Consider the following 20779-nt stretch of genomic DNA (forward strand, 5'->3'; position numbering starts at 1 on the left):
GTTCGGCACCTTCGTGCAGCGACGGGCACCTGCGGGTGGAATCCCGGCCGAGCGCGCCCGCACCGACCGCGAAGGTAAGTAACCTGGCACCCGACTGTCCAACCGCCCCGGTCCGCCCGGCCGGGTCGGGGGCGCGTGGAACACCGGGCACCGGAGGGGTGGTCCGATGGCGGAACCGGGCGTCACGACACGATTGAGGAGTCCTGTGATCACGGCCCGGGCGGCTGCCAGCTTCGACCCTGTCCCGCGCTCGGTCGCCGGTGCCCGCGCCTTCGTCCGCGACACCCTCCAGGGCTGGGGCTTCGCCGACGTCGTCGACGACGCCGTGGTCCTGACCAGCGAACTCGTCACCAATGCCGTCATCCACGCGGGCACCAGCGCGGACGTCCTGTGCCTGCGCACCCCCGACGGGATCCGGATCGAGGTCGCCGACCGCTACCCGGAGCGCGAGGTCCCCCTCCAGCACCCCGAGCGCGGCCTGCCCGCCCCGGACCAGGAGAGCGGCCGCGGGCTGATGCTCTGCGCGGCCCTCGCGACCCGCTGGGGAGTGGACTACGCCCCGGCCCTCAAGCACGTCTGGTTCCAGCTGGACCTGCCGGCCCGCCCCGTCGGCACCCGGTACGCCGGCCCCGCCATTCCCGACCAGCAGCTTCCGGTGGCCGACACCAAGGTCCGGGTCGCCGTCCTCCAGATCGACACGGAAGCCGTCGTCGCCGCCTGGAACAAGGACGCCGAACACCTGTTCGGCTACCCGTCGGCCAAGGCCATCGGCCGCCCCCTCGGCGAGCTCGCCGCCTGGCCGCACACCCCGGGCACCGGCACCGGCCTCGCCGAGGCCCTGCGCCTGTCCCGCTGGGAGGGCAGCTACGGCATCCAGTGCGCCGACGGCCGCGTGATCCCCGTGTACGCCTCGCACCTGCGGGTACGCGACGCCGAGGGCGTGGCGTCCACCGTCTGCCTGCTCGTCCACGAACAGGACCGGGCCGTCCTGCAGACTCCGGCCCGCACCCCGGCGACCGACGCGGGCCAGCACTCCGAGCCCCGCAGCGCGGACCCCTTCGAGGTGTTCATCGGCTCCCCGGCGCCCGACGACCTCGACGGGCTGCTCCAGCGCACGGTGGAGCGGGCCCGTGACATGCTCGACGCGGACGCCGCCTTCCTGCTGCTGGCCACCGACGACGAGACGGAGCTGGAGGTCCGGGCGACGACCGGCCTGCCGTCCACCCGCCAGCGCTTCGCCCGGGTCCCCGTCGAGGCCGGCACCGGCCGCTTCGGCTCGGCCCGGATGCCCGCGGTCCACGAGGACCTGGCGGCGGTGCCCGGCGCGGTCCCCCTGCTGGGCGGCACCGGCATGCGTTCCGTGGTCACCGTCCCCCTGAAGGTCGAGGGCCGGCTGACCGGCTCGCTGGGGGTGGCCACCGAGGCACCGGGCCGCTACACGAACGAGGAGGCCCTGCGCCTGCAGTTCGCGGCCGACCGGATCGCCCTGGCCGTCGAGTCCGCCCGCCTCGGCGAGCTGGAACGCCTGCGCCGCGGCTCGCTGTCCTTCCTCGTCGAGGCCTCCGACCTGCTGGCCGGCACCCTGGACCGGGACCAGACGCTCGCGCTGATGGCCCAGATGACCGTGCCCACCCTGGCCACCTGGTGCGCCGTGTACACGATCGCGGACCCGGCCTCCGATCCGCAGCTGTCGTACGTCCTGCACGAGGACGAGGACCGGATCGACGGCCTGAAGGCCCTGCTGAGCCGGATCAGCCCGCCCGAGCCGGTGAACACCCCCGGTGCCCGCCCGTGGACCGCGCCGACCGAGGCCGCCCACCAGGCCGCCCTGCGGACGTCCATGCGCGCGCTGGACCACGGCGCGCACGCCGGCCACACGCCGGGCCTCGGCTCCGTCCTCGCCACGGCCGCGGCCGTCGGCGGCGAGACGGTGGTGCTGCCCCTGATGGCCCGCAACCGCGTCATCGGCCTGCTCACCCTGGGGAAGCCCACGGACGAGCACTTCCGCCAGGAGATCGTGGAGCTCGCCGAGGACCTGTCCCGGCGGGCCGCCCTCGCCCTCGACAACGCGCGCCTGTATTCGGAGCGCATGGCGATCAGCCGCTCCCTGCAACGCAGCCTGCTGCCGCCCAGCGCCCCGGCCATCCCGGGCATCGAGGTGGAGGTCATCTACCGCGCGGCCGGCGAGGGCAACGAGGTCGGCGGCGACTTCTACGACGTCTTCCCGATCCGCGACGGCGCCTACGGCTTCGCCATCGGCGACGTGTGCGGTACGGGCCCGGAGGCGGCGGCGGTGACGGGCCTGGCCCGGCACGCGCTGCGCCTGCTGGCCCGGGAGGGCTTCGGCGGCCCGGCGGTCCTGGAGCGCCTGAACACGGCCATCCTCGACGAGGGCGCCCGCAGCCGCTTCCTGACCCTCCTGTACGGCGAGCTCCGCCCGCGCGAGGACGGCGGCGCCCAGCTGAAGCTGGTCTGCGCTGGCCACCCGCTGCCGCTCCGGCTGCGCCCGGACGGCCGCGTGGAGCCGGCCGCGGAGCCGCAGCCCCTCCTCGGCGTGATGGAGGACCTCGAACTGTACGAGGAGAACCTGACGCTCGACCCGGGCGATGTCCTGCTGTGCGTCACGGACGGGGTGACGGAGCGCCGCGAGGGCACCCGCATGCTGGGCGACGACGGCCTCGCCGATGTCCTCACCACGTGTACGGGCCTCACGGCGGGCGCGGTGGCCGCCCGGGTGCTGCGCGCGGTGGAGCGTTTCGCGGCGGAGCCCGCCTCGGACGACATGGCCATCCTGGCGTTCCGCATTCCCGAGCCCCGCGAGGGCGACTGACCCCGGCGCTTCCGCCGGCTGGCCGTGGGCCAGCCGGCGGAAGCGGTCCCGAAAACGGTCCGGGAACGCAAAAAAGCCCCCACCAGATGGTGGGGGCTTTTTCGTTTGAGCCCTTTAACGGAATCGAACCGTTGACCTTCTCCTTACCATGGAGACGCTCTACCGACTGAGCTAAAAGGGCGGGTTGTTCGGCGGCGTCCTACTCTCCCACAGGGTCCCCCCTGCAGTACCATCGGCGCTGAAAGGCTTAGCTTCCGGGTTCGGAATGTAACCGGGCGTTTCCCTAACGCTATGACCACCGAAACACTATGAAGTTAACCAACCGGGCATGGACACGGTTCGTTACTTCAGAACTAACACAGTGGACGCGAGCAACTGAGGACAAGCCCTCGGCCTATTAGTACCAGTCAGCTCCACCCGTTACCGGGCTTCCACATCTGGCCTATCAACCCAGTCGTCTACTGGGAGCCTTACCCTCTCAAGGAGGTGGGAATACTCATCTTGAAGCAGGCTTCCCGCTTAGATGCTTTCAGCGGTTATCCCTCCCGAACGTAGCCAACCAGCCATGCCCTTGGCAGGACAACTGGCACACCAGAGGTTCGTCCGTCCCGGTCCTCTCGTACTAGGGACAGCCCTTCTCAATATTCCTACGCGCGCAGCGGATAGGGACCGAACTGTCTCACGACGTTCTAAACCCAGCTCGCGTACCGCTTTAATGGGCGAACAGCCCAACCCTTGGGACCGACTCCAGCCCCAGGATGCGACGAGCCGACATCGAGGTGCCAAACCATCCCGTCGATATGGACTCTTGGGGAAGATCAGCCTGTTATCCCCGGGGTACCTTTTATCCGTTGAGCGACGGCGCTTCCACAAGCCACCGCCGGATCACTAGTCCCGACTTTCGTCCCTGCTCGACCCGTCGGTCTCACAGTCAAGCTCCCTTGTGCACTTACACTCAACACCTGATTGCCAACCAGGCTGAGGGAACCTTTGGGCGCCTCCGTTACTCTTTGGGAGGCAACCGCCCCAGTTAAACTACCCATCAGACACTGTCCCTGATCCGGATCACGGACCGAGGTTAGACATCCAGCACGACCAGAGTGGTATTTCAACGGCGACTCCACAACCACTGGCGTGGCTGCTTCAAAGTCTCCCACCTATCCTACACAAGCCGAACCGAACACCAATATCAAACTGTAGTAAAGGTCCCGGGGTCTTTCCGTCCTGCTGCGCGAAACGAGCATCTTTACTCGTAGTGCAATTTCACCGGGCCTATGGTTGAGACAGTCGAGAAGTCGTTACGCCATTCGTGCAGGTCGGAACTTACCCGACAAGGAATTTCGCTACCTTAGGATGGTTATAGTTACCACCGCCGTTTACTGGCGCTTAAGTTCTCAGCTTCGCAACCCCGAAAGGTCACTAACCGGTCCCCTTAACGTTCCAGCACCGGGCAGGCGTCAGTCCGTATACATCGCCTTACGGCTTCGCACGGACCTGTGTTTTTAGTAAACAGTCGCTTCTCGCTGGTCTCTGCGGCCACCCCCAGCTCACGGAGTAAATCCGATCACCAGTGATGGCCCCCCTTCTCCCGAAGTTACGGGGGCATTTTGCCGAGTTCCTTAACCATAGTTCACCCGAACGCCTCGGTATTCTCTACCTGACCACCTGAGTCGGTTTAGGGTACGGGCCGCCATGAAACTCGCTAGAGGCTTTTCTCGACAGCATAGGATCATCCACTTCACCACAATCGGCTCGGCATCAGGTCTCAGCCTTAATGAGGGACGGATTTGCCTACCCCTCGGCCTACACCCTTACCCCGGGACAACCACCGCCCGGGCTGGACTACCTTCCTGCGTCACCCCATCGCTTACCTACTACAAGTCTGGTTCGTCGGCTCCACCACTTTCCTTTCCCCGAAGGGTCCGGAACGGCTTCACGGACTTAGCATCGCCTGATTCGATATTGGGCGTTTCAAAGCGGGTACCGGAATATCAACCGGTTGTCCATCGACTACGCCTGTCGGCCTCGCCTTAGGTCCCGACTTACCCTGGGCAGATCAGCTTGACCCAGGAACCCTTAGTCAATCGGCGCACACGTTTCTCACGTGTGTATCGCTACTCATGCCTGCATTCTCACTCGTGAACCGTCCACAACTAGCTTCCGCTGCTGCTTCACCCGGCACACGACGCTCCCCTACCCATCACAGCGGGCGTTGGCCCTATTGCTGCAATGACACGACTTCGGCGGTACGCTTGAGCCCCGCTACATTGTCGGCGCGGAATCACTTGACCAGTGAGCTATTACGCACTCTTTCAAGGGTGGCTGCTTCTAAGCCAACCTCCTGGTTGTCTCTGCGACTCCACATCCTTTCCCACTTAGCGTACGCTTAGGGGCCTTAGTCGATGCTCTGGGCTGTTTCCCTCTCGACCATGGAGCTTATCCCCCACAGTCTCACTGCCGTGCTCTCACTTACCGGCATTCGGAGTTTGGCTAAGGTCAGTAACCCGGTAGGGCCCATCGCCTATCCAGTGCTCTACCTCCGGCAAGAAACACACGACGCTGCACCTAAATGCATTTCGGGGAGAACCAGCTATCACGGAGTTTGATTGGCCTTTCACCCCTAACCACAGGTCATCCCCCAGGTTTTCAACCCTGGTGGGTTCGGTCCTCCACGAAGTCTTACCTCCGCTTCAACCTGCCCATGGCTAGATCACTCCGCTTCGGGTCTAGAGCGTGCAACTCAATCGCCCTATTCGGACTCGCTTTCGCTACGGCTTCCCCACACGGGTTAACCTCGCTACACACCGCTAACTCGCAGGCTCATTCTTCAAAAGGCACGCAGTCACGACGCATTGAGTAAACTCAATGCGCGACGCTCCCACGGCTTGTAGGCACACGGTTTCAGGTACTATTTCACTCCGCTCCCGCGGTACTTTTCACCATTCCCTCACGGTACTATCCGCTATCGGTCACCAGGGAATATTTAGGCTTAGCGGGTGGTCCCGCCAGATTCACACGGGATTTCTCGGGCCCCGTGCTACTTGGGAGATTCTTAAGCAAGCCGCTGATGTTTCGTCTACGGGGGTCTTACCCTCTACGCCGGACCTTTCGCATGTCCTTCGACTACATCAACGGTTTCTGACTCGCCGACCGGCCGGCAGACCGATCAAAAGAATTCCCACAACCCCGCATGCGCAACCCCTGCCGGGTATCACACGCATACGGTTTGGCCTCATCCGGTTTCGCTCGCCACTACTCCCGGAATCACGGTTGTTTTCTCTTCCTGAGGGTACTGAGATGTTTCACTTCCCCTCGTTCCCTCCACACTGCCTATGTGTTCAGCAGTGGGTGACAGCCCATGACGACTGCCGGGTTTCCCCATTCGGACACCCCCGGATCAAAGCTCAGTTGGCAGCTCCCCGGGGCCTATCGCGGCCTCTCACGTCCTTCATCGGTTCCTGGTGCCAAGGCATCCACCGTGCGCCCTTAAAAACTTGGCCACAGATGCTCGCGTCCACTGTGTAGTTCTCAAGCAACGACCAGCCACCCATCACCCCACCAGACAAGCTAGTGAGTGCACTGGGGCCGGCATCGCGAAGGTTCGACCAAACCGGCCGTACCCTCAGATACCCAACAACGTGCCAAGCACAATCCCCGCCACTCTTCCGTGTTCCACGCCGAAGCAGTACTTACAGAAGGCTTTGAAGACTGTGCCAACTAATCAACGTTCCACCCATGAGCAACCGTGCGATTCATTCGATCGCAGTCGGCTATATGCTCCTTAGAAAGGAGGTGATCCAGCCGCACCTTCCGGTACGGCTACCTTGTTACGACTTCGTCCCAATCGCCAGTCCCACCTTCGACAGCTCCCTCCACAAGGGTTGGGCCACCGGCTTCGGGTGTTACCGACTTTCGTGACGTGACGGGCGGTGTGTACAAGGCCCGGGAACGTATTCACCGCAGCAATGCTGATCTGCGATTACTAGCGACTCCGACTTCATGGGGTCGAGTTGCAGACCCCAATCCGAACTGAGACCGGCTTTTTGAGATTCGCTCCACCTCACGGTATCGCAGCTCATTGTACCGGCCATTGTAGCACGTGTGCAGCCCAAGACATAAGGGGCATGATGACTTGACGTCGTCCCCACCTTCCTCCGAGTTGACCCCGGCGGTCTCCTGTGAGTCCCCATCACCCCGAAGGGCATGCTGGCAACACAGGACAAGGGTTGCGCTCGTTGCGGGACTTAACCCAACATCTCACGACACGAGCTGACGACAGCCATGCACCACCTGTATACCGACCACAAGGGGGGCACTATCTCTAATGCTTTCCGGTATATGTCAAGCCTTGGTAAGGTTCTTCGCGTTGCGTCGAATTAAGCCACATGCTCCGCCGCTTGTGCGGGCCCCCGTCAATTCCTTTGAGTTTTAGCCTTGCGGCCGTACTCCCCAGGCGGGGAACTTAATGCGTTAGCTGCGGCACCGACGACGTGGAATGTCGCCAACACCTAGTTCCCAACGTTTACGGCGTGGACTACCAGGGTATCTAATCCTGTTCGCTCCCCACGCTTTCGCTCCTCAGCGTCAGTAATGGCCCAGAGATCCGCCTTCGCCACCGGTGTTCCTCCTGATATCTGCGCATTTCACCGCTACACCAGGAATTCCGATCTCCCCTACCACACTCTAGCCTGCCCGTATCGAATGCAGACCCGGGGTTAAGCCCCGGGCTTTCACATCCGACGCGACAAGCCGCCTACGAGCTCTTTACGCCCAATAATTCCGGACAACGCTTGCGCCCTACGTATTACCGCGGCTGCTGGCACGTAGTTAGCCGGCGCTTCTTCTGCAGGTACCGTCACTTTCGCTTCTTCCCTGCTGAAAGAGGTTTACAACCCGAAGGCCGTCATCCCTCACGCGGCGTCGCTGCATCAGGCTTTCGCCCATTGTGCAATATTCCCCACTGCTGCCTCCCGTAGGAGTCTGGGCCGTGTCTCAGTCCCAGTGTGGCCGGTCGCCCTCTCAGGCCGGCTACCCGTCGTCGCCTTGGTAGGCCATTACCCCACCAACAAGCTGATAGGCCGCGGGCTCATCCTTCACCGCCGGAGCTTTTAACCCCCGCCCATGCAGGCAGGAGTGTTATCCGGTATTAGACCCCGTTTCCAGGGCTTGTCCCAGAGTGAAGGGCAGATTGCCCACGTGTTACTCACCCGTTCGCCACTAATCCACCCCGAAGGGCTTCATCGTTCGACTTGCATGTGTTAAGCACGCCGCCAGCGTTCGTCCTGAGCCAGGATCAAACTCTCCGTGAATGTTTACCCGTAATCGGGTGCACACCACGCAAGAGCGGGACGATCACGCCGGAATAAGGCAGATCGTCCACAGCGTCCTCGCTGTAGTGTTGCCTGCCAGATCCGAAGACCTGCCAGGACTTTTTCAAAGGAACCTCAACTCACCGAAGTGAGTCGGGGTATCAACTTCTGGCGTTGATTTTTGGCACGCTGTTGAGTTCTCAAGGTGCGGACGCTTCCTTTGTACTGACCCTCTCGGGCTTTCCTCCGGGCGCTTCCTTCGTTCTTGCGTTTCCGACTCTATCAGACTCTTTCGGGCCCGACTTCCTCGGTGCTTTCCAGGTTCTTCGCTTTCGCGTTTTCCCTTTCCGGCGGTTCCAACCTTACCAGACTCTTTTCCGTGTCGTTTCCGACTTGGAATTCGAATTCCGGTGGCCGTTGGGGGCCTTTCCCTTTCGGGTGGATCAGACTTTATCAGGTCTCCCTGACTGCCTTGTCCACCGGCTCTCGGGGGCGGCCCGGCACACACGTGTGCGCGGCTTCCCTCCGAGGCGGAGATGTAAACGTACTGGAGCGGGGCCCCCGGATGCAAATCCGGTTGCCCCGCTCCAGTACGGGCTGTACGGGTCGGTCAGACCTCGACCACGACCGGGAGGATCATCGGGCGGCGGCGGTAGCCGTCCGAGACCCACTTGCCCAGCGTGCGGCGGATGAGCTGCTGCAGCTGGTGGGGCTCGGCCACGCCGTCCGCGGCGGCCTTCGCGATGGCCTCCTCGATCTTCGGGACTACGCCCGCGAAGGCGGAGTCCTCGATGCCGGAGCCGCGGGCGTTGATGTTCGGGCCGCCCACGACCTTGCCGGTGGTGCTGTCCACCACGACGAAGACCGAGATGATGCCCTCGTCGCCGAGGATGCGGCGGTCCTTGAGGTGGACCTCGGTGACGTCGCCGACCGAGAGGCCGTCCACGTACACGTAGCCGGCCTGGACCTTGCCCGTGATGCGGGCCTTGCCGTCGACGAGGTCGACGACCACGCCGTCCTCAGCGATCACGATGCGGTCCGCGGGGACGCCCGTCATCACGCCGAGCTCGGCGTTGGCACGCAGGTGGCGCCACTCGCCGTGGACCGGCATCAGGTTCCGCGGCTTGCAGATGTTGTAGAAGTACAGCAGCTCGCCGGCGGAGGCGTGGCCCGAGACGTGGACCTTGGCGTTGCCCTTGTGGACGACGTTGGCGCCCCAGCGGGTCAGACCGTTGATCACGCGGTAGACCGCGTTCTCGTTGCCCGGGATCAGCGAGGACGCCAGGATCACGGTGTCGCCGGGGACGATCCGGATCTGGTGGTCGCGGTTGGCCATCCGGGACAGCGCGGCCATCGGCTCGCCCTGCGAGCCCGTGCAGACGAGCACGACCTCGTGGTCCGGCAGGTCGTCGAGGGTCTTGACGTCGACGACGAGTCCGGCCGGCACGCGCAGGTAGCCCAGGTCACGGGCGATGCCCATGTTGCGGACCATGGAGCGGCCGACGAAGGCGACCCGGCGGCCGTACTCGTGCGCGGCGTCCAGGATCTGCTGGATGCGGTGGACGTGGCTGGCGAAGCTCGCCACGATGATCCGCTTCTGGGCGCCCGCGAAGACGCTGCGGATGGCGTTCGAGATGTCGCGCTCGGGCGGGACGAAGCCCGGGACCTCGGCGTTCGTCGAGTCCGAGAGGAGAAGGTCGATGCCCTCCTCGCTCAGGCGCGCGAAGGCGTGCAGGTCGGTCAGGCGGCCGTCCAGCGGGAGCTGGTCCATCTTGAAGTCGCCGGTCGCGACCACCAGGCCCGCAGGGGTGCGGATGGCGACGGCGAGGGCGTCCGGGATGGAGTGGTTGACCGCGATGAACTCGCAGTCGAAGGGGCCGAGGTTCTCGCGCTCCCCCTCCTTCACCTCAAGGGTGTAGGGGCGGATGCGGTGCTCCTGGAGCTTCGCCTCGATCAGCGCGAGGGTCAGCTTGGAACCGATCAGCGGGATGTCCGGCTTCTCCCGCAGGAGGTAGGGGACGGCGCCGATGTGGTCCTCGTGGCCGTGCGTGAGCACGATGCCCTCGATGTCGTCGAGCCGGTCCCTGATGGACGAGAAGTCCGGCAGGATCAGGTCGACGCCCGGCTGCTCCTCTTCCGGGAAGAGGACGCCGCAGTCGACGATCAGAAGCCTGCCGTCGAACTCGAAGACGGTCATGTTCCGGCCGATTTCGCCGAGGCCACCCAGGGGGGTGACCCGAAGACCGCCCTTGGGCAGCTTCGGCGGCGGGCCGAGTTCCGGATGCGGATGGCTCAAAAGTCTCTCCTCACCACACGCGCCACGTACCTCAGGAGGCACGTGGCGCGCATGACATTCGTGCACTTGCTGTTGTCTGGGGGTGAATCTGTTCAGTTGTCTTTCTTATTCATTTGTGAAGTCTGTTGTCAGAGCTGTACCCCGCCGGCGGCGAGGTCGACCTTGAGCTGTGCCGTTTCCTCGTCGGTCAGGCCGATGAGGGGAAGGCGCAGCGGGCCGGCGGGCAGGCCCTGCACGGTCAGGGCGGCCTTGACCGTCATCACGCCCTGAGCCCGGAACATACCCGTGTACACCGGCAGCAGCTTCTGGTGGATCTCGGTGGCCTTCTGCACGTCGCCCGTGAGGTGGGCCTCCAGCATGCTGCGCAGGTCCGGGGTGACGAGGTGGCTGACCACGGACACGAAGCCGACCGCGCCCACGGAGAGCAGCGGCAGGTTCAGCATGTCGTCGCCGGAGTACCAGGCCAGGCCGCTGCGGGCGATGGCCCAGCTGGCCTGGCCGAGGTCGCCCTTGGCGTCCTTGTTCGCGACGATCTGCGGGTGCTCGGCCAGCCGGACGAGCGTCTCGGTGTCGATCGGCGCGCCGGTGCGGCCCGGGATGTCGTAGAGCATGACCGGCAGGCCGGTCGCGTCGGCGATCGCTGTGAAGTGGCGCCGCAGACCCTCCTGCGGGGGCTTGTTGTAGTACGGCGCCACCGCGAGGAGGCCGTGGGCGCCGGCCCGCTCGGCCTGGCGCGCGAGCTCGACGCTGTGGCGGGTGTCGTTGGTGCCGATGCCCGCGACCACGTGGGCCCGGTCTCCGACCGCTTCGCGCACGGCCTGTACGAGGGCGGTTTTCTCCGCGTCGGTGGTGGTCGGGGACTCGCCGGTGGTCCCGCTGATGATCAGGCCGTCGTTGCCTGCGTCCACCAGGTGGGCAGCGAGTCGCTGCGCGCCGTCGAGGTCGAGAGTGCCGTCCGCCGTGAAGGGCGTGATCATGGCGGTGAGGACCCGCCCGAAGGGGGTCTGCGGAGTGGAGATCGGAGCCATGGGTAACACGCTACTCGCTGCTCTGCCCGCGGTGTCCCCTCGGGGGATGTGATGAGGGTGTTGGAGCCCGGCACTGCCTGCTCGGGGGTTCAAGCAGTGCCGGGTCCGTTTGATCAGCCTAGATGAACTTCACGAAACGCCGCAATACGGACACTTCAGCTGATGTCGTCGCACGTGTGTGCGGGCTACGGCGCGACACGCCCGTTCGCGTTGTACGCGGCGTACGTCAGCGGCATCAGCCGGGCCCAGTGCTGCTCCATCTTCTCGCCGACCATCTCGATCTCCCGCTGCGGGAACGAGGGCACCGCGGCCAGCTCGTGCTGGGTGCGCAGGCCGAGGAAGTGCATCAGCGAGCGCGCGTTGCAGGTGGCGTACATCGACGAGAACAGGCCGACCGGCAGGACCGCGCGGGCGACCTCGCGGGCCACACCGGCCGCGAGCATCTCCTGGTAGGCGTCGTACGCCTGACGGTACGAGTCCTCCATCACCCGGCCGGTCAGCTCCTGCTGGGTCTGGGTGCCCTCGACGAAGACGTACTTGCCGGGGCGGCCCTCCTGGACCAGCTTGCGCTCGGCGCCGGGGACGTAGAAGACCGGCTCCAGCTCCCTGTAGCGGCCCGATTCCTCGTTGTACGACCAGCCCACGCGGTGCCGCATGAACTCGCGGAACACGAAGATCGGGGCGCTGATGAAGAAGGTCATCGAGTTGTGCTCGAAGGGGCTGCCGTGGCGGTCCCGCATCAGGTAGTTGATGAGGCCCTTGGAGCGCTCGGGGTCTTTCTGGAGCTCCTCCAGGGACTGCTCGCCGGCCGTCGACACGCGGGCGGCCCAAAGGACGTCCGAGTCGGCCGCGGAGTGCTTGACGAGGTCGACGGTCACATCGCTGCGGAAGTCGATCTTCATTCCAGGGGTCTCGCTCACCGAGGTCCTTCCCATTCGCTTCGCTGAGGCGGCGCCCACTCTACGGGCCACGCCGAGCGCTACAAACTTCGGCGAATTTGCCGAAAAAGGGCACCCTTTGGGCCGTTTGAGCGTCTGTACCTGTAACAGGTGTCACAGCATCCACCGAGAGGAGAGCCCACCATGTTCCTCCCCCCGCCATCGCCGGGAGGGGCCCCCGCGCGCGAGCCCGTCCCGTTCGCCTTCGTCGCCGAGGCAGACCGATTCCGCAGCAACGTCACTCCCCCGCCGCGCGAGCGTCTGAGCAAGACTCAGATCGCCGCCCGTAGTCTGGTCGGACTCACAGTGGTGTCCGGTCTGATCGGCGCCTTGCTCTTCGGCATGCCGGCGCTCCAGCCTCCTCATGCGCCCGAGAAGGCGCAGCAGCCCGAAGCCGCGCAGAGCCGCTGACCCGTCCGGGCCCCTGGGGTGGAAGGCCGGGACCGGGCTGGATAGCCTCACCTGGCACAGCCAGACCGAATGTGCATGTGAGTGAGGATCAGCCGTGCCCCTGCCCTTCCTGACGGCGGACAGCGCATTCGACGCGCAAGATGACGACTCCGCGCTTCCCTTCCACGACCACGAGCGCTGGCGCCGCCCGTACCGGCCCGGACCCTGGCGGGTCGGGGCTGCGGCGCTGCTCCTGCTCCTGGCCTCGTTCATGCTCCTGGCCGTCATGATCATCGCCATGGCGGGCGAACTCGTCGGCGCCGGGCTCTGCCTGGCCGCCTCCGCCGCGGTCATCGCGGCCGCCCTGCGCCTGCTGCGCATGGGGACGTGGGTGAGCCCGCGGGGGCTGCGCCGGGTCGCGTTCCTGTCCACCCGTACCCACGCCTGGAGCGAGGTCGCCGAGGTGCGCACCAGCCAGCAGCCGGTGCGCTGGCTGGGACTGCCGCGGACCGTGCAGGGCCAGGCCCTGACGCTGGCGGCGCGCGGCGCCGAGCAGCAGCGGGTGCTGCTGCTCACCGATCACAACGCGGACTTCCTGTCGCGCACGGAGGCCTTCGACCGGGCCGCCGACCTCGTGGCGGCGTGGGCGGCCGAGTACCGGCCGGCGGCACAGGCAGGCTGAACGGCGAAGCCCGCGGCTCGTGCCGCGGGCTTCTGCGCGTCGGTGAACGGCCCGTACAGGTCAGCCCCGTGCGGGCCGGCCCGCATGGGTGTGCAGGGCGATGGCGCGCTGCATGGCCTTGCGGGCCCTGGGGGTGTCCCGGGCGTCGTGGTAGGCCACGGCGAGCCGGAACCAGGTGCGCCAGTCGTTCGGGGCGTCCTCGGTCTCGGCCTTGCGGCGGGCGAAGACCTCGTCCGCGGAGTCCCGGACGATGCGGCCGTACTGGTCCCGGTCGAGTTCGTCGACGGGCAGCCCGCCCTCCGCCTCCAGCTCGGTGGCCAGCCGGTTGGCCCGGTTGACGAAGCGGGTGTTCTGCCACAGGAACCAGATGCCGACGACCGGCAGGATCAGCACGGCCACACCGAAGGTGACGGTGAGCCAGGTGCCGTGCCGGATCAGCATCAGGCCGCGGCTGCCGACCAGGACGAAGTAGACGACCAGGACGGCTGCCGTGATGAAGTAGGTGATCTTCGCGCGCATGTGTTGCTGCCTGCTGTTCAGCCGAGGTCGAGGAAGTTTTCCAGGCCGAAGGTGAGGCCCGGGGTCCGCACCACTTGGCGCGCGCCGAGCAGGATGCCCGGCATGAAGCTGCTGTGGTGCAGGGAGTCGTGGCGGATCGTCAGGGTCTCGCCCTCGCCGCCGAGCAGCACCTCCTGGTGGGCCAGCAGGCCCCGCAGGCGGATCGCGTGCACCGGGACGCCGTCCACGTTCGCCCCGCGGGCTCCGTCGAGGGCGGTGGCCGTGGCGTCGGGCTGCGGGGCGCAGCCTGCCTTCGTCCGTGCCTCGGCGATGAGCTGGGCGGTGCGGGTGGCGGTGCCGGAGGGGGCGTCCACCTTGTTCGGGTGGTGCAGCTCGACGACCTCGACCGACTCGAAGTAGCGCGCGGCCTGGGCCGCGAACTTCATGGTGAGGACGGCCCCGATGGAGAAGTTCGGGGCGATGAGCACACCGGTCTCCGGGGAGCCGGAGAGCCAGGTGGTGAGCTGCGCGAGGCGGTCCTCGGTCCAGCCGGTGGTACCGACGACGGCGTGGATGCCGTGGCGGACGCAGAAGTCGAGGTTGCCCATCACGGAGGCCGGGGTGGTCAGCTCGACGGCGACCTGGGCGCCGGTCTCCACCAGCGTCTCCAGCTTGTCGCCGCGGCTGAGCGCCGCGACCAGTTCCATGTCCTCGGCGGCCTCGACGGCCCGGACGGCCTCGGAGCCGATCCGGCCCTGGGCGCCGAGGACGGCCACGCGCAGCTTGCTCATGTCTTCGCTTCCTTACGTGCGTACGGAACTAGGCGACCGCTTCGTCCAGTCGTGCGGCCTGCTTCTCCTTGAGCGGGCCGATGACCGAGAGCGAGGGGCGCTGTGCCAGTACATCCTGTGCGACGGCGCGGACGTCGTCCGGGGTCACCGCGGCGATGCTGGTCAGCATGTCGTCGACCGACATCTGGGTGCCCCAGCACAGCTCGCTCTTGCCGATGCGGTTCATCAGGGCGCCGGTGTCCTCGAGGCCGAGGACGGTGGAGCCGGAGAGCTGGCCGATGGCACGGCTGATCTCCTCGTCGGTGAGCCCGTCCGAGGCGACCTTGTCGAGCTCGTCGCGGCAGATCCGGAGCACGTCGTGGACCTGGCTGGGGCGGCAGCCCGCGTACACGCCGAAGAGGCCGCAGTCGGCGAAGCCGGAGGTGTACGAGTACACGCTGTAGGCCAGGCCGCGCTTCTCGCGGACCTCCTGGAAGAGCCGCGAGGACATGCCGCCGCCGAGGGCGGTGTTCAGCACGCCCAGGGCCCAGCGGCGCTCGTCGGTGCGGGCCAGGCCGGGCATGCCGAGGACCACGTGGGCCTGCTCGGTCTTGCGGCCGAGGAGCTCGACGCGGCCGGCGGTGCGCAGGGTGCGCTGCCCGCCGCGCGGGGCGACCGGGACGGCGTCGGTGCGGGTGAGCGCGCCGGCCTTCTCGAACGCGGCGCGGACCTGGCGGACGACCTTGGCGTGGTCGACGTTGCCGGCGGCGGCGACGACCAGGTGGGTGGGGTCGTAGTGCTTCTTGTAGAAGCGGGCGATCTGGTCGCGGCCGAGCGCGTTGATCGTCTCGACGGAGCCGAGGACGGGGCGGCCCAGCGGGGTGTCGCCGAGCATGGTGTGCGCGAACAGGTCGTGGACCATGTCGCCCGGGTCGTCCTCGGTCATCGCGATCTCTTCGAGGATGACGCCGCGCTCTGCGTCGACGTCGGATTCGAGGATCAGCGAGCCGGTGAGCATGTCGCAGACCACGTCGATGGCCAGCGGCAGGTCCGTGTCGAGCACGCGTGCGTAGTAGCACGTGTACTCCTTCGCGGTGAAGGCGTTCATCTCGCCGCCGACCGCGTCGATCGCGGAGGAGATGTCGAGCGCGGACCGCTTCTTGGTGCCCTTGAAGAGGAGGTGCTCCAGGTAGTGCGTGGCGCCGTTGAGCGTGGGCGTCTCGTCGCGGGACCCGACGTGCGCCCAGATGCCGAAGGTGGCGGAGCGGACGGAGGGCAGCGTCTCGGTGACGATGCGCAGGCCGCCCGGAAGGGTCGTACGACGGACCGTGCCGATGCCGTCACGGCCCGGGAGGAGGGTTTGGGTACGGGCGACGGCCCGCCCCTCCGAAGAGGGGCGGGCCGTCACACGGGAACTACGCGACATCACTTGTCGGAGTCGTCCTTGTCAGCGTCGTCGCCGGCGGCCTCGCCGTCGATCACGGGGATCAGGGAGAGCTTGCCGCGCTGGTCGATCTCGGCGATCTCGACCTGGACCTTGGTGCCGACCGCGAGCACGTCCTCGACGTTCTCCACGCGCTTGCCACCGGCGAGCTTGCGGATCTGCGAGATGTGCAGGAGGCCGTCCTTGCCCGGCATGAGGGAGACGAAGGCACCGAAGGTGGTGGTCTTGACGACCGTACCCAGGTAGCGCTCGCCGACCTCCGGCATGGTCGGGTTGGCGATCTGGTTGATCGTGGCGCGGGCGGCCTCGGCGGCCGGGCCGTCGGAGGCACCGATGTAGATGGTGCCGTCGTCCTCGATCGTGATCTCGGCGCCGGTGTCCTCCTGGATCTGGTTGATCATCTTGCCCTTGGGGCCGATGACCTCACCGATCTTGTCCACGGGGATCTTGACGGTGATGATCCGCGGGGCGTTGGGGGACATCTCGTCCGGCGTGTCGATCGCTTCCATCATCACGTCGAGGATGTGGAGGCGGGCGTCGCGGGCCTGCTTGAGGGCGGCGGCCAGGACCGAGGCCGGGATGCCGTCGAGCTTGGTGTCCAGCTGGAGCGCGGTGACGAACTCCTTGGTGCCGGCGACCTTGAAGTCCATGTCGCCGAAGGCGTCCTCCGCACCGAGGATGTCGGTGAGGGCGACGTAGTGCGTCTGGCCGTCGATCTCCTGGGAGATCAGGCCCATGGCGATGCCGGCGACGGGGGCCTTGAGGGGCACACCGGCGTTCAGCAGCGACATGGTGGAGGCGCAGACGGAGCCCATGGAGGTCGAACCGTTGGAGCCGAGGGCCTCGGACACCTGGCGGATCGCGTAGGGGAACTCCTCGCGCGTCGGCAGGACCGGCACGATCGCGCGCTCGGCGAGCGCGCCGTGGCCGATCTCGCGGCGCTTGGGGGAACCGACGCGGCCGGTCTCGCCGACCGAGTACGGCGGGAAGTTGTAGTTGTGCATGTAGCGCTTGCGGGTCACCGGGGAAAGGGTGTCCAGCTGCTGCTCCATGCGGAGCATGTTGAGGGTGGTGACGCCCAGGATCTGGGTCTCGCCACGCTCGAAGAGCGCCGAGCCGTGCACGCGCGGGATGGCCTCGACCTCGGCGGCGAGGGTACGGATGTCCGTGATCCCGCGGCCGTCGATGCGGACCTTGTCCTTGATGACGCGCTCGCGCACCAGGGCCTTGGTCAGGCTGCGGTAGGCGGCGGAGATCTCCTTCTCGCGGCCCTCGAAGGCCGGGAGGAGCTTCTCGGCGGCGATCTCCTTGACGCGGTCCAGCTCGGCCTCGCGGTCCTGCTTGCCCGCGATGGTCAGCGCCTGGGAGAGGTCGCCCTTGACGGCGGCCGCGAGGGCCTCGTACACGTCGTCCTGGTAGTCCAGGAAGACCGGGAACTCGCCCTCGGGCTTGGCGGCCTTGGCGGCGAGGTCCGACTGGGCCTTGCAGAGGACCTTGATGAACGGCTTCGCGGCCTCGAGGCCCGCGGCGACGATCTCCTCGGTCGGCGCCTCGGCGCCGCCCTTGACGAGGGCGATGGTCTTCTCGGTGGCCTCGGCCTCGACCATCATGATCGCGACGTCGCCGTCTTCGAGCGCACGGCCCGCGACGACCATGTCGAAGACGGCGTCCTCGAGCTCGGTGTGCGTCGGGAAGGCGACCCACTGGCCGCGGATCAGCGCGACGCGGACGCCGCCGATCGGGCCGGAGAAGGGCAGGCCGGCCAGCTGGGTGGACGCGGACGCGGCGTTGATCGCGACGACGTCGTACAGGTGGTCGGGGTTGAGCGCCATGATCGTGGCGACGACCTGGATCTCGTTGCGCAGGCCCTTCTTGAAGGACGGGCGCAGCGGGCGGTCGATCAGGCGGCAGGTGAGGATCGCGTCCTCGGAGGGGCGGCCCTCCCGGCGGAAGAAGGAGCCGGGGATCTTGCCGGCCGCGTACATCCGCTCCTCGACGTCCACCGTCAGGGGGAAGAAGTCGAGCTGGTCCTTGGGCTTCTTCGACGCGGTGGTGGCGGAAAGCACCATCGTGTCGTCGTCCAGGTAGGCAACGGCGGAGCCGGCGGCCTGGCGGGCCAGACGGCCCGTCTCGAAGCGGATGGTGCGGGTGCCGAAGGAACCGTTGTCAATGACGGCCTCGGCGTAGTGGGTCTCGTTCTCCACTAGCGTTCTCTCCATTTTCGTCGTCTCCGTCCGCTGCCCGTGTGGCGGCGGACGGTTTCTGGAGAAGCGCTCCTTGCGTGCGGGCCGGTCTTCGATCGAAGCACCCGGTGCAGGGCCCGTCGGGCTTTCCGGGTGCCACTACCGAGGACCGGCGGCGTAGGGAGTGCGCTTCTCCTCTTCAGTTGTGCGGCGGCGTCGAAACGCTCGCGTCTACCAGACTACAAAGCGTCCGGTGCGTCCCGCACGTACAGCAAAGGGAGCGGCCCCCTCAGAGTGGGGTCCGCTCCCTTCACAGCGTCTTTACTTGGCGCCCGCGGCACCGCGGCGGATGCCGAGGCGCTCGACCAGGACGCGGAAGCGCGCGATGTCCTTCTTGGCGAGGTACTGCAGAAGGCGGCGGCGCTGGCCGACCAGGATGAGCAGACCACGACGGGAGTGGTGGTCGTGCTTGTGGGCCTTGAGGTGCTCGGTCAGGTCCGAGATCCGGCGGGAGAGCATCGCGACCTGGACCTCGGGGGAGCCGGTGTCGCCCTCCTTGGTACCAAAGTCGGCCATGATCTGCTTCTTCGTAGCGGCGTCGAGCGGCACGCGTACTCCTCTGTGATGTCTGTAAGAGCCACCGAGTGCCCCAGGTCTCAATCTCCGGGGATCTTCCGTTACTCGGGAGGCGGGGTCCGCTGAGCGCAGCTCTCAGAAGAATCCGGGAGCGCGTACACAAACGGCCGTCACACAGCGTACCAGGCGTGCGGACCGGCGTGTCTCAGCTGGTGAGCGAGCGGGCGGCCGCGTAGACGTCGAGTACGGCGAGGCAGAGCGGGACGAGGCTGAGCAGGACGGCGGCCTCGGTCAGGTCGAGGAGGCGCCCCCAGAAGGGTGACAGACCCTTGCGCGGGATGACCAGGGCGATTCCCGTGAGCAGGGCGGCGCCGAGGGCGACGGCCGCGGAGAGCCAGATCGTACGGGTGTCCGGGCCGGCGGCGGTGCCGTGGTGGGCGAGGGCCAGGCCGAGGATCAGCAGGGCGACGGCGGCGAGGCCCGCGGCGAGGGCGCAGACGACCTGGGAGGTGTAGCGGAAGAGGCGGGCGCGCAGCAGCATGGCCAGGCCGGCGGCGAGGGCGAGGAGGCGGCCCCAGGTGTTGCCGGAGAAGCCGAGGACGGCGGCGGAGCCGACGACGACGGCGCTGCAGCCGCCGACCAGGCCGAGGAGCATCTCGTGGCCGCGGCGGGCCTGGGCGGCGATCCGCTCGGCGTCGACGGGGGCGGCGGCCTCGGTGGTGTCGGGGTCGCGGCGGCCCGCGGCCTCGGCGGCCTCGTAGCTCTCGGTGGCGCCGTGCGGCGCGGTGTAGCCGATGGGCAGCCGGGCGAAGCGTGCGGACAGGCCCGGGAGGAAGGCGACGAGGCCGATGGCGGCGGGGGCGCAGACGGCGGCGGCCGCGGTGGCGGAGGCCTCGGTGACGATCGCCAGGAAGGTGGCGAGGGCGCCGGCGGCGGCCAGGAAGGTGGCGGCGACGAAGGGCGCGTCCCCGCTGGGGGTGAGGGCGGTCAGGGCGACGGCCGCGGTCAGCACGCACAGGCAGCCGAGCAGGAACTGCAGGCGGCCCGGTCCGGAGCCGGCGGTGGGGGCGACGATCCCCGAACCGGCGATCAGCAGGTGCGGGAGCGCGCCCAGGCCCAGGGCGACGGCGGAGCCGCGGTCGCGGTAGACGCGGGCGCGGACGGCGGCGTACGCGGTGAGGAGGACGCCGGCGGCTCCGGCGATGACGCCGGGCAGCCCGTGCATGTCGTGGCGCACGGGGTCGGCGTACCAGAGGACGAAGCCGAGGAGGACGAGGAGGACGGCGGCGCCCGCGAGGCCGGCGGCGCGCAGCATGTCGTCGCTCCAGCGGTGCCGGTCGCGGACGACGGCGGCGGCGACCGCGTCGGAGACGTCGTCGAAGACGGCCGGGGGCAGGGACTCGGCGAAGGGGCGCAGGCTCAGCACTTCGCCGTCGAGTACCTGCTGGGCGGCGAGGGTGCGGGCGCCGTCGAGGACGCGGCCGTCGCGGCGGACCAGGTGGTAGCCGGTGGGGGTGCCGGGCGGCTGGGTCTGGCCGGTGAGGCGCAGGAGTTCCGGGTAGACGTCGGCGACGGCGATGTCCTCGGGGAGGGCGACGTCGATGCGGCTGTCCGGTGCCACGACGGTGACCCTGCAGAATCCGGTCGCTGCGGCCGTACTCACCTGTTCTGTCCCCTCGTTCGCGGTTGCGCACGGTGTGCGGCTGATGCGCGCGTCACCCTACCGGGCGAGTGTGGTGCGGGTGGCCAGTAGGATCTCCAGCGCGCGGAGGGGAGACCGCCGGCGCGGGGGCGCCGGCCCGGCCGTCCCGTCCGTCTTCGAGGGATTGATGCTC

General features: G+C 67.3%; 12 protein-coding genes, 1 tRNA gene and 3 rRNA genes. 3 read left to right on the top strand and 13 right to left on the bottom strand.

Features of this window, described 5'->3' with window-relative positions; all coding sequences use genetic code 11:
- The first annotated feature begins 166 nt into the window (after positions 1 to 166).
- Positions 167 to 2830, top strand: coding sequence for a SpoIIE family protein phosphatase (locus OG764_RS10905; RefSeq protein WP_328968229.1), 2664 nt, complete (start codon positions 167 to 169; stop codon positions 2828 to 2830).
- Between the two features lie 108 nt (positions 2831 to 2938).
- Here the strand turns inward: OG764_RS10905 and OG764_RS10910 are convergent.
- The 7 genes from OG764_RS10910 to thyX form a co-directional block, all read right to left on the bottom strand.
- Positions 2939 to 3011 (bottom strand) — tRNA-Thr (locus OG764_RS10910).
- Between the two features lie 5 nt (positions 3012 to 3016).
- Positions 3017 to 3133, bottom strand: a 5S ribosomal RNA gene (gene rrf / locus OG764_RS10915).
- Positions 3134 to 3207: 74 nt separating this feature from the next.
- Positions 3208 to 6330 (bottom strand): 23S ribosomal RNA (locus tag OG764_RS10920).
- A 285-nt stretch (positions 6331 to 6615) separates the two neighbouring features.
- Positions 6616 to 8139 (bottom strand): 16S ribosomal RNA (locus OG764_RS10925).
- Together the 16S, 23S and 5S rRNA genes with 1 tRNA gene alongside form the textbook arrangement of a ribosomal RNA operon.
- A 610-nt stretch (positions 8140 to 8749) precedes the next feature.
- Positions 8750 to 10435 (bottom strand): ribonuclease J, encoded by a 1686-nt coding sequence (locus tag OG764_RS10930; RefSeq protein ID WP_328968230.1) that lies wholly within the window; start codon positions 10433 to 10435, stop codon positions 8750 to 8752.
- 128 nt (positions 10436 to 10563) lie between these two features.
- Positions 10564 to 11463, bottom strand: a complete 900-nt coding sequence (gene dapA / locus OG764_RS10935; RefSeq protein WP_328968231.1) for a 4-hydroxy-tetrahydrodipicolinate synthase — start codon at positions 11461 to 11463, stop codon at positions 10564 to 10566.
- Between the two features lie 185 nt (positions 11464 to 11648).
- A complete protein-coding gene (gene thyX / locus OG764_RS10940) occupies positions 11649 to 12398 on the bottom strand; it encodes an FAD-dependent thymidylate synthase (RefSeq protein WP_443055888.1) in 750 nt (249 codons plus the stop codon).
- Between the two features lie 147 nt (positions 12399 to 12545).
- On the opposite strand from thyX, the gene OG764_RS10945 reads away from it, so the two are divergent.
- Positions 12546 to 12812 (top strand): hypothetical protein, encoded by a 267-nt coding sequence (locus OG764_RS10945; protein ID WP_328968233.1) that lies wholly within the window; start codon positions 12546 to 12548, stop codon positions 12810 to 12812.
- 94 nt (positions 12813 to 12906) lie between these two features.
- Complete coding sequence (locus OG764_RS10950; protein ID WP_328968234.1) at positions 12907 to 13473, top strand: hypothetical protein; 567 nt, start codon at positions 12907 to 12909, stop codon at positions 13471 to 13473.
- A gap of 60 nt (positions 13474 to 13533) precedes the next feature.
- On the opposite strand, the gene OG764_RS10955 is transcribed toward OG764_RS10950, so the two are convergent.
- From OG764_RS10955 to eccD, 6 genes are all read right to left on the bottom strand, one after another.
- Entirely contained in the window at positions 13534 to 13992 is a 459-nt protein-coding gene (locus OG764_RS10955; protein WP_328968235.1) for a hypothetical protein, read from the bottom strand.
- Positions 13993 to 14009: 17 nt separating this feature from the next.
- Positions 14010 to 14762, bottom strand: coding sequence for a 4-hydroxy-tetrahydrodipicolinate reductase (gene dapB / locus OG764_RS10960; protein WP_328968236.1), 753 nt, complete (start codon positions 14760 to 14762; stop codon positions 14010 to 14012).
- Positions 14763 to 14790: 28 nt separating this feature from the next.
- Complete coding sequence (locus tag OG764_RS10965; protein ID WP_328968237.1) at positions 14791 to 16170, bottom strand: M16 family metallopeptidase; 1380 nt, start codon at positions 16168 to 16170, stop codon at positions 14791 to 14793.
- The gene (locus OG764_RS10970) at positions 16167 to 18389 is read right to left on the bottom strand and encodes a polyribonucleotide nucleotidyltransferase (RefSeq protein ID WP_328972945.1); all 2223 of its coding nucleotides are present in this window, start codon (positions 18387 to 18389) and stop codon (positions 16167 to 16169) included. The genes OG764_RS10965 and OG764_RS10970 overlap by 4 nt, the downstream gene beginning before the upstream one ends.
- Before the next feature lie 300 nt (positions 18390 to 18689).
- Positions 18690 to 18977 carry a 30S ribosomal protein S15 gene (rpsO, locus tag OG764_RS10975; protein WP_328968238.1) on the bottom strand — a complete coding sequence of 96 codons (288 nt, stop codon included), beginning with the start codon at positions 18975 to 18977 and terminating at the stop codon, positions 18690 to 18692.
- Between the two features lie 172 nt (positions 18978 to 19149).
- Positions 19150 to 20607 carry a type VII secretion integral membrane protein EccD gene (gene eccD / locus OG764_RS10980; RefSeq protein WP_328968239.1) on the bottom strand — a complete coding sequence of 486 codons (1458 nt, stop codon included), beginning with the start codon at positions 20605 to 20607 and terminating at the stop codon, positions 19150 to 19152.
- Positions 20608 to 20779 lie beyond the last annotated feature (172 nt).

Origin of the sequence: Streptomyces sp. NBC_00239, assembly GCF_036194065.1 — a bacterium.
Taxonomy (GTDB): Bacteria; Actinomycetota; Actinomycetes; order Streptomycetales; family Streptomycetaceae; genus Streptomyces.